This window comes from Gemmobacter sp. LW-1 (assembly GCF_001303875.1).
Classification (GTDB): domain Bacteria; phylum Pseudomonadota; class Alphaproteobacteria; order Rhodobacterales; family Rhodobacteraceae; genus Gemmobacter; species Gemmobacter caeni.
Map to the genome: position 1 here is coordinate 20,833 of NZ_LJSC01000042.1, position 16,118 is coordinate 36,950.

11 protein-coding genes are annotated in these 16,118 nt (G+C 66.0%); 6 read left to right on the forward strand and 5 right to left on the reverse strand.

The window, feature by feature from the left end; genetic code table 11:
• The first annotated feature begins 14 nt into the window (after window positions 1-14).
• Window positions 15-5,453, forward strand: coding sequence for an alpha-2-macroglobulin family protein (locus AO684_RS11205; protein ID WP_054302835.1), 5,439 nt, complete (start codon window positions 15-17; stop codon window positions 5,451-5,453).
• Complete coding sequence (pbpC, locus tag AO684_RS11210) at window positions 5,450-7,486, forward strand: penicillin-binding protein 1C (RefSeq protein ID WP_054302836.1); 2,037 nt, start codon at window positions 5,450-5,452, stop codon at window positions 7,484-7,486. The genes AO684_RS11205 and pbpC overlap by 4 nt, the downstream gene beginning before the upstream one ends.
• A 3-nt stretch (window positions 7,487-7,489) precedes the next feature.
• Here the strand turns inward: pbpC and AO684_RS11215 are convergent, their stop codons facing one another.
• The gene (locus AO684_RS11215) at window positions 7,490-8,665 is read right to left on the reverse strand and encodes an acetyl-CoA C-acyltransferase family protein (RefSeq protein WP_054302837.1); all 1,176 of its coding nucleotides are present in this window, start codon (window positions 8,663-8,665) and stop codon (window positions 7,490-7,492) included.
• Window positions 8,666-8,782: 117 nt separating this feature from the next.
• Between AO684_RS11215 and AO684_RS11220 the strand changes: the two genes are divergently transcribed.
• Complete coding sequence (locus AO684_RS11220; protein ID WP_054302838.1) at window positions 8,783-9,910, forward strand: sugar MFS transporter; 1,128 nt, start codon at window positions 8,783-8,785, stop codon at window positions 9,908-9,910.
• A 6-nt stretch (window positions 9,911-9,916) separates the two neighbouring features.
• Here AO684_RS11220 and AO684_RS21830 read toward each other — a convergent pair whose 3' ends face one another.
• The 4 genes from AO684_RS21830 to AO684_RS11235 form a co-directional block, all read right to left on the reverse strand.
• Window positions 9,917-10,084, reverse strand: coding sequence for a hypothetical protein (locus AO684_RS21830; RefSeq protein ID WP_158640712.1), 168 nt, complete (start codon window positions 10,082-10,084; stop codon window positions 9,917-9,919).
• Between the two features lie 114 nt (window positions 10,085-10,198).
• Window positions 10,199-10,930 carry a metallophosphoesterase gene (locus AO684_RS11225; protein ID WP_054302839.1) on the reverse strand — a complete coding sequence of 244 codons (732 nt, stop codon included), beginning with the start codon at window positions 10,928-10,930 and terminating at the stop codon, window positions 10,199-10,201.
• A 202-nt stretch (window positions 10,931-11,132) separates the two neighbouring features.
• Complete coding sequence (gene serA / locus AO684_RS11230) at window positions 11,133-12,728, reverse strand: phosphoglycerate dehydrogenase (protein ID WP_054302840.1); 1,596 nt, start codon at window positions 12,726-12,728, stop codon at window positions 11,133-11,135.
• Between the two features lie 94 nt (window positions 12,729-12,822).
• On the reverse strand, window positions 12,823-13,980 hold the full coding sequence (locus tag AO684_RS11235; RefSeq protein ID WP_054302841.1) for a phosphoserine transaminase: 1,158 nt from the start codon (window positions 13,978-13,980) through the stop codon (window positions 12,823-12,825).
• A gap of 208 nt (window positions 13,981-14,188) precedes the next feature.
• Here AO684_RS11235 and AO684_RS22020 point away from each other — a divergent pair, with 208 nt between their 5' ends.
• Genes AO684_RS22020 through AO684_RS11250 form a run of 3 tightly spaced genes read left to right on the forward strand, consistent with a single transcriptional unit; the run spans window position 14,189 to window position 15,878 of the window.
• Complete coding sequence (locus tag AO684_RS22020; protein ID WP_054302842.1) at window positions 14,189-14,536, forward strand: hypothetical protein; 348 nt, start codon at window positions 14,189-14,191, stop codon at window positions 14,534-14,536.
• Window positions 14,533-14,736, forward strand: a complete 204-nt coding sequence (locus AO684_RS11245) for a hypothetical protein (protein ID WP_054302843.1) — start codon at window positions 14,533-14,535, stop codon at window positions 14,734-14,736. The genes AO684_RS22020 and AO684_RS11245 overlap by 4 nt, the downstream gene beginning before the upstream one ends.
• Window positions 14,733-15,878 carry an AAA family ATPase gene (locus AO684_RS11250; protein ID WP_054302844.1) on the forward strand — a complete coding sequence of 382 codons (1,146 nt, stop codon included), beginning with the start codon at window positions 14,733-14,735 and terminating at the stop codon, window positions 15,876-15,878. The genes AO684_RS11245 and AO684_RS11250 overlap by 4 nt, the downstream gene beginning before the upstream one ends.
• Window positions 15,879-16,118 lie beyond the last annotated feature (240 nt).

Genomic DNA, 16,118 nt, shown 5'->3' on the forward strand with positions numbered 1-16,118 from the left:
CGGGGGATTTTCCGATGCGCCTGTTTCGCTCTGCCTTTGTTGCAGCCGTGTTTGCCTTGGGATTGCCGGGGCTGTCGTCTGCGCAGGAACTGGTTCCGGCCAAGCGATTCGCGCTGACGCAGGATGCCGACCTTCCGGGCGGGGATCTGTCATCGCAGTTCGATACGACTCTGGACGCCTGTGAACGCGCCTGCATGGCGGAATCCCGCTGTACCAATTTCACCTTCAACACGCGGAACGGATCGTGTTTCGTGAAGGCGGCGCCGGGCGAGCCTGGCTTTTATCAGGGGGCGATTTCCGGGCGCCTGATTCTGGCCGATGCCGCGCTGCTGCGTGATGCTCCGGCCCGTCGCGCCGATCTGACGTTCCTGAACGATGGCGATCTTGCCGCCGCGCTGGATCAGGCGCAGGGGCTTGGCAAGCTTCACACTGCGGGGGAGTGGACGGCGGCGGAACACATGGCTGCGGCGCGTCAGAACGAGGCCGAAGGCAAGCCGATGCGGGCCGCGAACTATGTCGGTGCCGCGCTGAACGTCGAGGATGGCTCTGACCTCTGGGTGGAATATGCGCGGCTTCTGCTGGCGGCGGCGGGCCAGAACCAGAATGACGCCGGATCGTTGCGCCAAAGGGCGCTTTCCGCGTCGGTCAATGCCTATCTGAGGGCCGGGCAACCCGCGATCCGCCACAATGCGCTGGTGCAGATGGCGCTGGCGATGGAAACGCAGGGGCGTGGTGGCGATATGGTCAAGGCGCTGCGGCTGGCGCAATCCATCCAGCCGCGGGACGATACGGCAGCGCTGCTGGACAATGCGGCGGGCAAATACGGCTTCCGTATCCTGGAAACGGATATCCAAAGTGACACGGCGCGCCCGCGTGTCTGCGTGAATGTGTCGGAAGATCTGGTGGAATCGGGGCTGGATTACACCCCCTTCGTGCAACTGCCGGAAACCGGGCTGACGGTGCAGCCGGGCGGCTGGCGGCAGCTGTGCGTCGAGGGCGTCAGCCATGGCAAACGCTATCAGTTCACCTTCCGCGAAGGGCTGCCCTCGGCCGACGGGCAGGAACTGGCGAAATCGGTGCAGATCAGCGCCTATGTCCGCGACCGCGCGGCGCAGGTGCGCTTCCCCGGCCGGGCTTATGTGTTGCCGAAAACCGATCAGGCGGCGCTGCCGGTGGTGACGGTGAATACCGACAAGCTGGATCTTGCGTTGTATCGCGTATCCGACCGCAACATCCTGCGGGCGGCGCAGAATGGCTATATCGACTGGCCGATTGCCGAATATCAGGAACAGGGTTTCGCCGGTGAAGTGGGCGAGGAGCTGTGGAAGGGTAGCGCCACCGTGGTGCGCGAGGTGAACAAGGATGTCACCACGCGCCTGCCGCTGGCCGAGGCGCTGCATGACCTGCCCGCCGGTATCTATGCGCTGAAGGCGGCGGTGCCGGGGGTGGACCCCTATGCCATCCCGGCGGCCTGGCAATGGTTCGTGGTCTCCGATCTTGGCATGACTTCGCTTTCGGGGACTGACGGGCTGCATGTCATCATTCGCAGCCTCGCAAGTGCCGAGGCACGGGCGGGTGTGACGGTCGAACTGCTGAGCCGGACCAATAATGTTCTGGGCACTGCTGTGACTGACGCGCAAGGCTATGCCCGGTTTGACGCCGGGCTGGCGCGCGGCACCGGCGGGGCGGCGCCCTCGATGCTGGTGGCGAAAGATGGCGACAAGGATCTGGCCTTCCTGTCGCTGACTGACCCGGAGTTCGACCTGTCCGACCGTGGTGTGGAAGGGCGAGAGGCGGCGGGGCCGGTGGATGTGTTCCTGACCACGGATCGCGGCGCCTATCGTGCGGGCGAAACCGTCTATGCAACCGCGCTGACCCGCGATCCGCGTGCGCAGGCGGTTGAAGGACTGCCGCTGACCGCGATTTATCGTCGGCCTGACGGTGTGGAATATGCCCGTGCGCAGGCGGCGGATGCAGGCAAGGGCGGCCATGTCTTTGCGCAACCCATCGCGGGCAGCGCGCCGCGTGGCGTGTGGAAGATGCAGGTCTATGCCGATCTTGAGGCGAAGCCTCTGGCCACGCAGACCTTCCTAGTCGAGGATTTCCTGCCGGAACGCATCGACTATGCGCTGACCCTGCCGGATACCCCGCTCGCCCCCGGCGATGTGGCCGAAATCGGTGTCGAGGCGAAATACCTGTTTGGCGCGCCCGGTGCCGATCTGGCGATCGAGGGCGAGGTGCTGCTGCGCGCGGCCAAAGGTCTGCCTGCCTGGCCCGGCTATGTCTTTGGCCGCCATGATCAGCCGTTCGACGCGCGGATGGAGGCGATCGCCTCCGGCACCCGCACCGATGCGGCCGGCAAGGCGACCGTTGCCGCCGCGCTGCCCGAAGCAGATGATCCGGGCCGCCCGCTGGAGGCGCGCTTTACCCTGCGCATCGCCGAAGGCTCGGGCCGTCCGGTGGAGCGGCGAGTGGAAACCCCGCTGGTGCCGGTATCGCCGATGATCGGGGTGAAGCCGCTGTTCGATGGCACCGTGCCGGAAAACGCTGAGGCGCGTTTCGCGCTGATCGGCGTCGGCACCGATCTGGCCGCCACGCCGATGAAAGCGGCCTGGGAGCTGACGCGGGTCGAGACCAATTACCAATGGTATAGCTACTCCGGCAACTGGAACTGGGAGCCGGTGACGACCCGCACCCGCATCGCCAGTGGCGAGGTCGATCTGGGCGCCGATCCGGTGCAGGTGTCGGCCCCGGTGCAATGGGGCGAGTATGAGCTTTCGGTCAGCCGCATCGACGGCACGCCGGCCGAAACCTCGACCAGCTTCTATGCGGGCTGGTATGCGCCCGCCGATGCCACCGCAACGCCCGACACGCTGGAACTGTCGCTGGACAAGCCCGCCTATCGGCCGGGCGAGACGGCGAAGCTGCGCATGGTGCCGCGGGCGGCGGGCAAGGCGCTGGTCATGGTGATGTCGGACCGTCTGATCGCCATGCAGGCGGTGGATGTGGCCGAAGGCGAGAACCTGATTGATCTGCCCGTGACCGATGACTGGGGCGCGGGGGTCTATGTCACCGCCTCGGTGCTGCGACCGATGGATGTGGCGGCTGGTCGCAACCCGGCGCGGGCGCTGGGTCTGGCCCATGCCAGCATCGACCCCGGCGCCGCGAAGCTTGACGTTGCCGTGCAGGCCCCGGCCGAGGCCGCGCCGCGCGGCCCGCTGGACATTGCGGTGAAGGTCGCGGATGTGGCCGAGGGCGATACCGCCTATGTCACCGTTGCGGCGGTGGATGTGGGTATCCTCAACCTCACCGGCTTCACCGCGCCTGATCCGGCGGGTTATTACTTTGGCCAGCAGAAGCTGGGCATCGGCATCCGCGACGTCTATGGCCGTCTGATCGACGGGCTGAACGGAGCCGAAGGCCAGGTGCGTTCCGGCGGCGATGCGGGCGCGCAGGCAAGGCTGCAAGCCCCACCCCCCACTGAAGAACTGGTGGCCTATTTCACCGGCCCGGTCGAGGTGGGGGCCGATGGTCTGGCGCGCGTCAGCTTCAATCTGCCTTCGTTCAACGGCACCGTGAAGGTGATGGCTGTCGCCTGGAGCGGTAAGGGCGTCGGCCAGTCCAGCGCCGATGTGCTGGTGCGTGACCCGGTGGTGGTGACCGCCTCGCTGCCGCGCTTCATGGCCCCCGGCGACGAAAGCCGCCTGCTGCTGGAAATCGTGCATGCCACCGGCCCGGCCGGGCGAATGAAACTGGCCGTCGCGGGAGAGGGTGTTACCCTTGGCAACGTGCCTGCCGAAATCGACCTTGGCGAGAAGCAGAAGACCAGCCTCCGTATTCCGGTGACTGCGGGCGCGGCGGGGATCGACAAGATCACCGTCACGCTGACCACGCCGGAAGGTAGGGACCTGGTGAAAACCCTGACCCTGCCCGTGCAATCGGGCGAGCCCGAGATCGCGCGCGTCAGCCGCTTTGATCTGGACAAGGGGCAGGCGTTTACCTTCGATTCCGCTGCCTTCGACGGGATGATGCCCGGCACCGCCAAGGCCACGCTGGCCGTCGGTCCCATCGCGCGACTGAATGCGCCGGGGCTTCTGGAGGCGCTGGATCGTTACCCCTATGGCTGCACCGAACAGATGACCTCGCGCGCGTTGCCGCTTGTCTACTTTGATCAGGTGGCGCAGGCGATGCAGCTGAAAGGGGCCGGGAATATCAACCTCCGCATCGACCAGGCGATTACCGAAATCCTGCAGAACCAGAATGCAGAAGGTGCCTTTGGCCTGTGGTCGGCGCCGGAATATTCGGGCGGCGACCTGTGGCTGGATGCCTATGTGACCGATTTCCTCAGCCGGGCCCGTGCGCAAGGGCATGAGGTGCCGGCGCTGGCCTTCCGCAATGCGCTGGATAATCTGCGCAATCAGGTGAACTACCAGTCCGACTTCGACGAGGGCGGCGAGGCGCTGGCCTATGCGCTGCTGGTTCTGGCGCGCGAAGGGGCGGCGGCGATTGGCGATCTGCGCTATTACGCCGATGTGAAGGGCGATGCCTTCGCCACGCCGCTGGCACAGGCGCAACTTGGCGCGGCGCTCGCCTCTTACGGCGATCCGGCGCGGGCCGATGCGATGTTCCGCAAGGCGATGGCGCGGCTGGATGCAGCGAAGCCCGACACGGCGCAGATCCTGCGGGCGGATTACGGCACCACCCGGCGCGACGCGGCGGCGGTGCTGACGCTGGCGGTGGAATCCGGCTCGCAGGCGGTGAACCGCGACGAGCTGGTCAGTCGCATCGCCACCACCGGCGCGCTTTCGACGCAGGAAAGTGTGTGGACGCTGCTGGCCTCCAACGCGCTGATTGACGGGGCAGGGGCGGATGTCACGATGAACGGGGCGCCCGTCGACGGGCCGCTGGTGCGCGTATTGTCCGATGGCGATGCGCCGGTGAAGGTACAGAACAACGGCGCGAAGACCTTCCTGACGGTCACCACCTACGGCGTGCCTGCCGAACCGCTGTCGGCGGCTGGCAACGGCTATTCCATCAGCCGCAGCTATTACACGCTGGATGGTCAGGCGGCGACGCTGGACGGGCTGAAGGTCGGCGACCGTCTGGTCACCGTGCTGGAGGTGACCCCCTTCGGGCGCGGTGAGGCGCGGCTGATGGTGAACGATCCGCTGCCCGCCGGTTTCGAGATCGACAACCCCAACCTGATCGGCGGCGGCAATGTCGATGCACTGGACTGGCTGGGCCTGGAAACCGAGGCCGCGCATAGCGAGTTCCGGCAGGATCGTTTCCTGACGGCGGTGGACCGTTACGATAACGGCAGCTTCCGGCTGGCCTATATCGTGCGCGCGGTCTCGCCCGGCAGCTTCACCCATCCCGCCGCCTCGGTCGAGGACATGTATCGCCCGAGCTTCCGCGCCCAAAGCGGCACCGGCCGGGTGACGATTGCCGAGTGATGCGCGCGCGCTGGCCCATTGTCCTGGTCGCTGCCCTGTGGGTGGCGGCCTTTGGCCTTGACCGGGCGCGGGACTGGGTGGCGGCGACCGATCTGCCGCCGCTGACCCTGCCAAGCTCGGTCGAGGTGGTGGACCGCAACGACATCCTGCTGCGTGCTTATACCGTGGCAGATGGCCGCTGGCGCATGACTGTGACGCCGGATGAGGTGGACCCGCGTTACCTCGCCATGCTGGTGGCCTATGAGGACAAGCGGTTCTGGCAGCATGATGGCGTCGACTGGCGTTCAATGGCGCGGGCGGTTGCGCAGGCGGTCCGGTCGGGGCGCGTGGTTTCGGGTGGGTCGACCCTGACCATGCAGGTTGCGCGGTTGCTGGAAGACAGTGGCACCGGCAAGGTGTCGGGCAAGCTGAGGCAGATGCGGGTGGCGCTGGCGCTGGAACAGCGGCTGACCAAGTCGCAGATCCTGCAACTCTACCTCAACCTCGCGCCGTTTGGCGGCAATCTTGAAGGGCTGCGCGCGGCCTCGCTGACCTACTTCGGCAAAGAACCGCGCCGCCTGACGCCAGCGGAAGCCGCGCTGCTGGTCGCCATTCCTCAGGCTCCGGAAAGCCGTCGTCCCGACCGCCACCCCGGTCGCGCGGCAGAGGCACGGGGCCGCGTGCTGGAGCGCGCTTTGCGCGATGGTGTGATCAGCGCCGAGCAGGCACGACAGACGCAGGGCGAAAGGGTGCCCGATGCGCGCCAGCCGGTACCGATGCTCGCCCCGCATCTGGCCGACCGGGTGGTGGCCGAAAACCCCGGCGTGCCGCGCCTGAAGCTGACCATCGAGGCGGGATTGCAGAAGTCGCTGGAGGCGCTGGCGCGCGAGGCGGTGCAGGCGCGTGGCGAGCAGTTGCAGATCGCCATTCTGGCTGCCGATCACCGCTCGGGCGAGATTCTCGCCTCGGTCGGATCGGCGGGGTTTCTGGCTGACCGGCGGCAGGGCTTCGTGGATATGACGCAGGCGCTCCGCTCGCCCGGCAGCACGCTGAAACCCCTTGTCTATGGCCTCGCCTTCGACGAGGGGCTGGCCCATCCCGAAACCATGATCGACGACAAGCCGGTCAACTTCGGCACCTATGCGCCGCGGAACTTCGACAAGATCTTCCGCGGCACTGTGCGGGTGCGCGAGGCGTTGCAGATGTCGCTGAACATCCCCGTCGTCCTGCTGACCGATGCGCTGGGTCCGGCCAAGGTCATTGCCGGGATGCGCCGTGCGGGCATGGCGCCGGTGCTGAAGGGGGACGAGCCGGGGCTGGCGATCAGCCTTGGCGGAGTGGGGGTGACGCTGCACGATATGGTGCAGCTTTACGCCGCCATCGCGCGCGGCGGCGTGGCGCTTCCCCTGCGGGTCATGGGGGATGGTGCGCCGGGGCAAAGGGTGATGTCGGCGGTCGCGGCGTGGCAGGTGGCCGATGTGCTGGCCGGTTTGCCGCCGCCGCCTGGCGCGCCCTCGAACCGGCTGGCCTACAAGACCGGCACCTCCTACGGCCACCGCGATGCCTGGGCCATCGGCTTTGACGGACGCTATGTGGTGGGCGTCTGGATGGGGCGGGCGGATGGCACGCCGGTGCCGGGGGCCTTCGGCGCCGATACCGCCGCGCCGGTGCTGTTTCAGGCGATCGGTCGGATCAGCCGCAGCCTGACGCCGCTGCCACCGGCCCCCCCGGCGACGCTGCTGGTGTCAAATGCCGAACTGCCGCAACCCCTTCGCCGTTTCCGGTCCCGCACCGCCGCGTTCGAACTGACCGCCGACGCGCCGGTCGTCACCTTCCCGCCGGAAGGCGCGGAGGTCGAGCGGCTGGACGGGCAATTGCTGGTGAAGCTGCGCGGCGGGCGCTTGCCGCTGACGGTGATGGCGGATGGTGTGCCACTGCGGACAGACCTGCGCAGCCGCGAGGCGCTGCTGGCGATGCCCGGCGCGGGCTTTGTCACGCTGAGCGTGATTGACGCGGAAGGGCGATCCTCCCGCGTCCGGGTGCTGCTGAAATAGCGGTCAGATCCGCTCCAGCGCCAGCGCGATACCCTGACCGCCGCCGATGCACATGGTGACGATGGCGCGCTTGCCGCCGATCCTCTCCAGCTCGTACATCGCTTTCACGGTAATCAGCGCGCCGGTTGCGCCGACCGGATGCCCCAGTGCGATGGCGCCGCCATTCGGGTTCACCTTCGCCGGATCAAGCCCCAGTTCCTTCGTCACCGCCAGGGCCTGGGCTGCGAAAGCTTCGTTCGATTCGATCACGTCGAAATCAGCCAGCGTCAGGCCCGTACGCTCCATCAGTTGCCGCACGGCGGGGATGGGGCCAAGGCCCATCACCTCGGGCCGCACACCGGCGACAGAATAGCCAAGGATGCGGGCGCGGGGCGATAGCCCGGCCTTTTCCGCCGCATCGGCCCGCGCCAGCACCAGCGCCGCCGCCCCGTCATTGATGCCGGAGGCATTGCCGGCGGTGACGCTGCCGCCCTTCTGGAATACCGCTTTCAGCCCGGCCAGCGCCTCGGCCGTGGTGGCCTTGGGATGTTCGTCGGTGTCAAAGATCACGATGCCCTTGCGGCCCTGAATCTCGATGGGCGCAATCTGGTCCCTGAACCGGCCTTCCGCGATGGCGCGGGCGGCGCGGGCCTGGCTTTCCAGTGCGAAAGCGTCCTGATCCTCGCGCGAGATGCCGCATTCCGCCGCCACATTCTCGGCGGTCACGCCCATATGCCCGGTGCCGAAGGGGCAGGTCAGCGCGCCGGTCATCATATCCATTGCGCGGGCGTCGCCCATCTTCTGCCCCCAGCGGGCGGCAGGCAGCGCATAGGGCGCGCGGCTCATGCATTCCGCGCCACCCGTCAGCGCGAAATCGGCATCCCCCAGCATCAGCATCTGCGCCGCAGAAACCACCGCCTGCGCGCCGGAGCCGCACAGCCGGTTCACGTTCATCGCGGGTGCGGTATCGGGCACCCCGGCCTGCACCGCCGCAACCCGTGACAGATACATGTCACGCGGTTCGGTATTGATCACATGGCCGAAGACCGTCGTGCCGATCTGGCCCGGCGCCACCCCCGCCCGCGCCAGCGCGGCTTTCGCGACATGGGTGGCAAGGTCGATGGGGGCAAAGCCTGCGAGACTGCCGCCAAAAGCGCCGATTGCAGTCCGGGCACCAGAGAGGATAACGATGTCGGTCATGAGGAAGCCTTTCACTCGGGTCGGTGCGAGACTGGCGGCAGGGCGCGATGGGCGCGAGTCTGACGTTGCGTCATCAGCGGGCCAAAGGCAAAGGCGGCAACGCCGCGGGAGACGGATATGGAAATGACAGCGCGGGACCGGCATGTCCTGCTGGCGGCGGGAATGGCGGTCTTTGTGCTGATGGGCGCGGTGCAGGCGGTCTATGGTCCTGCCCTGCCCGTGATCGCACGGGAAACCGGGCGCGGACTGGCCTCGGTTTCGGTGCTGTTCACTGCGCATTGGATCGGCGCCGCCGCGGGGGTGGCGGCGATGTTCGCGCTGGGCGCGCGGATGACGCCGCGTGTTGTGGTGATCGTGCTGGCAGCGGGCTCGGCCCTGCTGGGCGCCGGGATGGGATGGGGCGTGATGCTGGCGGGGGCGGTGCTGGCCGGGATGGGGCAGGGCTGCGCCGCCGTGCTGTTCAACCCGCGCCTGCTGGCCGCCTACGGGCCGCGCGGCCCGGCAATGCTGACACTGATCAATGCGGTTTTCGGGGCAGGGGCCATCCTTGCGCCACTGGCCTTTGTCGCGCTCGCCGGGACCTTCCGGCCGCTGTTTCTGGTGCTGGCTGCCGGTTTCGTCGTGACGCTTGTGCTTGCCCGCGACATCGGGCGTCCGCTGGCCGATACGGCCCATGGTCGCCTGCGGGCCGACTGGATCATACTGGGCTTCGGTGCCTTCGGGGTGGGGTTCGAGGCCACCCTGATCGGCCTTGGCCCCGCCGCTCTGGTGCGCAGCGGCATGTCCGAGGTGGGCGCTGCGGAAATGCTCAGCCTGTTCTTCGTGGCGTTTCTGGCGGCGCGTATCCTTCTGGTCTTTGTCGCACACCTCGTGGCGCCCTTCACGCTGTTTACACTGTCTGTCGCAGGGCTGGCGCTGTCTCTGGGCGGGGCCATGGTCATCTCGCCGGGTTGGATGTTCGTGGCTTCTGGCGCCTTTGCCGCGACGATCTTCCCCGGTTACTTCGTCGCAGCGGTGCAGCGCATGGGCCATGATCCCCGTGTTTCGCCGCTGATCGTCGCTGGTGGTCTGGTTGGGGGCATCGGGATGCCCTTCGCACTTGCCCATATGGTCGAGTCAATGGGGCCGCGCGGCCTGTTCCTTCTGCTGGCAATGTTGTCCGCCATGGTGGTGCTGGCGGCGCTGGCCTTCGGCCTGCGCGGTCGGCCCGTGGCCGGGGGCAGGGGGCCAGAACCGGCCCCCTGAGCCGGGTCAGAGAAACCGCCGCGGCGCCAGCGTCGTGTCGCGCAGGGCGTGCCCGCCCGAGAGCAGGCGCCACAGATGCACCATGGTCACCATGTCATCGCCCCTGGGTTGGGCGTTGCGCGAATGATCTCTCAGTTTCAGAACGCGCATTCCGTCGATCATTTCCACCGTCATTTCCGACACTCCCTTGCTGGACCTGCCCCCGCAGTCCAGCCTGTGCCGGGTCGATTAACGCCAGTTTACCGCCGGGTGACGGGATTGTGGCGTTTTGTTCGCGTTGCGCGCGGCTCAGGGTCGCAATGGCACGCGTCCGGAGGGTGTCAGGTGAAATACCTCGCGCCCCTCGAAGGCGACGGCGGTCAGCGGCCCGCCATAGGCGGCACCGCTGTCGAGGTTCAGCCGGTTGCCGTAATGTGTCGGTGCATCCAGCGCGGTATGGCCATGCACGATCAGCGCGCCATGGTCGCGGTCGTCCGAGAGGAAGGGTTCGCGAATCCAGACCAGATCGGTTTCCGTCTGATCCTCGAACGCGACACCGGGGCGGATGCCGGCATGGACGAAGACCAGATCGCCTGACCGGTGCATCGTGGGGCGGGAGGCCAGCCAGTTCCGGTGTGCCTGCGGTACAGCCGCCAGCGCATCGGCATGGACCGGCGCGACCGGCCGGTCGCCGGGGGCATGGATGCCATAAGAGGCGAGCGTGGTTGCCCCGCCAAGGCGCGGGTGCAGCCAGGTGTAATCGGGCCGGAGCCCCGGATCTTGTGCCGCAGGGTCATCCAGGAACAGGCTGAACATGCGGTCATGATTGCCCTTCAGCACCACCCAGTCTTCGCCGCGTGCCTGCCCCTGCATCAGATGCTCAATGACGCCGCGGCTGTCGGGGCCGCGATCCACCAGATCACCCAGATGGATGACCGGCGCAGGCCCGCCATGGCGGGCGATATCCTCTGCGATGAAGGTATGTGCGGCAAGCAGCAGGTTCAGATGACCGTGGATGTCACCGATGGCATAGGCGCGCATGGGGTATCCCTTCGCGGAATGGAAAGCGCCCGGGGGCTTCACGCCCCCGGACCCCCGTGGAGTATTTGGACAAGGGGCAAAGGGCAAGGGTGCCACAGGCGCTGAGGCCGGGATGCGGCGCGGGTGAGCGGATTTCACGGGCGGAACGGCTGTCGCGCCGCTTTGAAAGGAAAAGGGCCGGGGGATGCCCGGCCCTTTCGTATCATGCGACGTGGAATTGCAGGGGTTTGACCTGCTGGAACATGCCGGTCGCCTCCAGCGTGTCGACCACTTTCGGGTCGATGGCCTGATCGAGATACAGAAGCGCGATGGCGTCCTGCCCCACGCCGGAGCGGCCAAGGGTAAAGTTGGCGATGTTCACGCCGTTCTTGCCCATGGTCATGCCCAGAAGGCCGATGATGCCCGGCACGTCCTCGTTGGTGGTGTAGAGCATATGGGCGCCGACCTCGGCGTCGATATTGATGCCCTTGATCTGGATGAAGCGCGGCTTGCCATCGGCGAAGCAGGTGCCCGCGACCGAGCGTTCGCGCTTGTCCGTTACCATGGTGACCTTGATATAGGCATCAAAGGCGCCGGTCTTGTCCTGTTTGGTCGTCGAAACCTGAATGCCCTTGTCCTTGGCCACGATGGGGGCGGAGACGAGGTTCACATCCGGGTTATGCGCCTTCAGCACGCCGGCGATGACCGACTGGTTCAGCGCGGCGAGGTTCATGTCCGCCACGCGGCCATCGTAGAGGATATTGATGGCCTTGATCGGCTCGTCCGTCATCTGGCCGATGAAGGCGCCCAGATGGTCGGCCAGTTTGATCCAGGGGCCCATGACGGCGGCCTGTTCGGCGGTGACGTTCGGCATGTTCAGCGCGTTCTGCACCGCGCCGGTCAGCAGGTAGTCCGACATCTGTTCGGCCACTTGCAGCGCGACGTTTTCCTGCGCTTCGGTGGTCGAGGCGCCGAGGTGCGGGGTGCAGACTACATTGGGGTGGCCGAAGAGCACGTTCTCGGTCGCCGGTTCGACTTCGAACACATCCAGCGCCGCCCCTGCCACATGGCCGCTGTCCAGCGCGTCTTTCAGTGCCGCCTCATCCACCAGACCGCCGCGGGCGCAGTTGATGATGCGCACACCCTTCCTGGTCTTGGCGAGGTTCTCGCGCGACAGGATGTTGCGGGTCTTGTCGGTCAGCGGAACGTGCAGCGTGATGAAATCAGCCTTGGCCAGCAGCTCTTCCAGCTCGACCTTGTGTACACCCAGCGTTTTCGCGCGCTCTTCCGAGAGGAAGGGATCATAGGCGATGACCTTCATCTTCAGCCCAACCGCACGGTCGCAGACGATGCCGCCGATATTGCCCGCGCCGATCACCCCGAGCGTCTTGTTGAACAGCTCGACCCCCATGAATTTCGACTTTTCCCATTTCCCGGCATGGGTGGAGGCATTGGCCTCGGGGATTTGCCGGGCGACGGCGAACATCATGGCGATGGCATGTTCGGCTGTGGTGATCGAGTTGCCGAAGGGCGTGTTCATCACGATCACGCCTTTCTTCGAAGCTGCCGGGATGTCGACGTTGTCGACACCGATACCGGCGCGGCCCACGACCTTCAGGTTGGTGGCGCTTTCCAGCAGCTTTTCGGTGACCTTGGTGGCCGAGCGGATGGCAAGACCGTCATACTGGTTGATGAGTTCAGCCAGCTTTTCCTTGTCCTTGCCGAGCTTCGGCATGTAGTCGACCTCGACGCCACGGTCGCGGAAGATCTGGACGGCGGTTTCAGAGAGTTCGTCGGAGACGAGAACGCGGGGAGCCATTGCGGTATCCTTTGCGAATGTATGTTCACATTGATGCGCAGGGCGCATCCGGGGGATTGTGGGGAGGGGGCGCATCGGGGCGCCCCCGAAAGGATCAGGCAGCTTCGGTCAGCGCCGCTATTTCCGCCGCAAAGGCGAATTCAACCCAAGGCATCAGTGCCGCCACATCGGTGGTTTCCACCGTCGCGCCGCACCAGATGCGCAGGCCCGGAGGTGCGTCCCGATAGGCACCCGCATCCAGTGCCACGCCCTCTTTCTCCAGCCGCTTCGCGACGGCCTTGGCGAAGGCAGCACCGTCCTTGATGCGGGCATCGGTGAACTTCAGGCAGACCGAGGTACAGGAGGCCGTGGCCGGATCGACCGCCAGATTGGCGATCCAGTCCTTGTCGGCGATGAAATCGGCGATGGCCCTGGCATTGCCTTCGCTGCGCGCGATCAGCCCCTTCAGCCCGCCGATGGACTTCGCCCATTTCAGCGCGACCAGATAATCCTCGACGCAGAGCATCGACGGGGTGTTGATCGTTTCGCCGGTGAAGATGCCTTCGATCAGCTTGCCGCCCTTGGTCATGCGGAAGATCTTGGGCATGGGCCAGGCCGGGGTGTAGCTTTCCAGCCGTTCCACCGCGCGCGGGCTGAGGATCAGCACGCCATGGCCGCCCTCGCCGCCCAGCACTTTCTGCCAGGAGAAAGTGGTGACATCGAGCTTGTCCCAGGGCAGGTCCATCGCGAAGGCGGCCGAGGTCGCGTCACAGATGGTCAGGCCCGCGCGGTTTGCCGGGATCGGATCGCCATTCGGCAGGCGCACGCCCGAGGTGGTGCCGTTCCAGGTGAACACGACATCCCGGTCGAAATCGACGGTGGTGAAATCGACGATCTCGCCATAGCCGGCCTTCTGCACCTTGGCATCCAGCTTCAGTTGCTTGACCACATCGGTGACCCAGCCTTCGCCGAAGGATTCCCAAGCCAGCATTTCAACCGGACGCGCGCCCAGAAGGCTCCACAGCGCCATTTCCACGGCGCCGGTGTCAGAGGCGGGCACGATGCCGATGCGGTAATCGGCGGGCACGCCCAGAATTTCACGGGTGAGGTCGATGGCCTCTTTCAGCTTCGCCTTACCCACGGCGGCACGGTGCGAGCGGCCCAGCGGCGCATCAGCAAGCATGTCGAGGGTGAAGCCGGGAAGCTTGGCGCAGGGGCCAGACGAAAAACGCGGATTGGCCGGGCGCGCAGCCGGGGCGATCAGATCAGCCATGGTATCCTTCCAGATATAAGCCTCTCGTTGGGGAGAGGTGTCCCGCCGCCGGGATTACGGAAGCCCTGAGATTCTTGCAAGCGGAAATGTCGTTTCCGATAGGAAACTGGTCGCAAGTCGCGTGAACGATACGGGAACGCCCGTCGATTCGTGGCACAAATCTGACACAGGATCTTCGCGGAATGTTCCTGCGGAAGCCGGGCCGCAAATGGAAAACCCCGGCGCGCTGGCGGGCGCGACCGGGGCTAAAGAACAGTCCGAGCGGGACGTGCAGCAAGATTACACCATGCGCCGCGAGTGGGCAAACACTCTGCGCATGGTCATCGAGAATTGCGACCCTGCCGACGCCGCGCTGATCATGTCCGACGCGCTGGAACGGATGCGCCCCGGCGCCCCGGTTCCGCCGCTGTTGAACGCGCTGGACGAGGCGCGCACCTGGGCGGAATGGGCCACCCCGTTCGAGCGCAAAGCTTTCTGCCTCGCCAGCTTCAACGCCCTGTCGCCCAAAGAACAGGCCGGGTTCCTCGCCCATGTTTCGGGGAGGGCTGCGGCATGAGCGGGCTTGTCTGGATCGAGCGCCACGTTGACCGCGATGCCAATCGCTTCTTTGCGGCTGTCATCCTGAACGGGCGCTTCGTCAAATCGTTCTGGAACCGGGCCGATGCGCTGAAAGAAGCCCGGCGCCAAGCCGATCTGCACGGGGCGCGGCTGCGCGAGGCCAAGGTGCTGACCTTCCGCAAGGGGGGCGCGCAATGAACGACTTTAGCAACATGGCCCGCCGCGTGGATGATGACCCGTTCAACGATCTGAAACCGTGGAATGAAGCCCGTGCCGGTGGCGTCTCTGCCACCAAATCCGCACGCGGCGCTGCGACCTACATCACACCCGGCGAGCAATCGGCAAAGCCCAAGCTGCGCACCGCGCGTTCTTTGCAAGGTCGCAGCTTCCCGCCGATCAGGTGGATCGTGCCGGGCCTTCTGCCCGAGGGCCTGACGATCCTTATGGGTGCGCCGAAGCTTGGAAAGTCATGGCTGACGCTGGACTTTGCCCTTGGCGTAGCGCGCGGCTCCGAGGTTCTGGGCCAGACGTGCGAACAAGGCGACGTGTTGCTTCTGGCACTCGAAGATAACGAGCGCCGCTTGCAGGACCGCTTGACCAAGATTGCCGGTGAAGGCGACTGGCCCGAGGCGCTGGCCTATGCGACTGACTGGCCGCGCCTCAACAATGGCGGTCTGAAAGAGATCGAAGCATGGATTGATGGCGCGCAAAAACCGCGCCTGATCATCGTTGACACGCTGGCCATGGTGAAACCGTCGGCTACCGGCAAGGGCAATGCCTACGAACAGGACGTGGCCGCGTTGCGACCGCTTCACCAGCTTGCCAGCGCCCGCCGCGTCTCTGTGGTCGTTGTCACCCACAAACGCAAAATGGAAGCCGACGACCCGTTGGAGGGTATCAGCGGCACGAACGGGCTTACCGGCACGGCAGACACGACGATTGCGCTTATCCGTGGCACCGGGCAGGGCGAAGGCAAGATCTATGGCCGTGGCCGCGACCTAGCCGAACTGGAGCGCGACGTGGTGCTGAAAGACTGCCGTTGGACGATCAACGGCGAGCCGCTCGAAGCGAACAAGGGCGACACATGGTCCAAGATCATGCGCGCGGTGCGCGAGGGCCACGGGACGCCAACAGAGATCACCGAGGCCACAGGCATTCCATACGACAACGTGTGCCAGCACCTGACACGCATGGCGAAGGCCGGTGCGCTGATCAAGGCGGGACGTGGCATCTACGGCTTCCCTGATCAGGTGTCAGTTGTGTCAGGAGTGTCAGTTTCAGCCGGGGTTCCTGACACTCCTGACACAACTGACAGACAGAGAGGGGGAGACTTCCAATGAATACTGCAATCCTGCGGATCTCCAGTGACGGCACGCCCTGCGATCTGGTGCCAATGCCCGGCGTTTCGTTTGGGTGGGGGGTTCGGGGGGCGGGGTCTTCCGCTCTCTCCCACGAAAAAATCCGGGGGGAAAATGACCTCTGAGACCGCAATCAGCTTTCTTGAGACCCTGATCATCCCAGAGGGGCAGCTTGCCGGGCAGCCGGTGAAGCTGGCCGAGTATCAGAAGCGGTTCATCCGG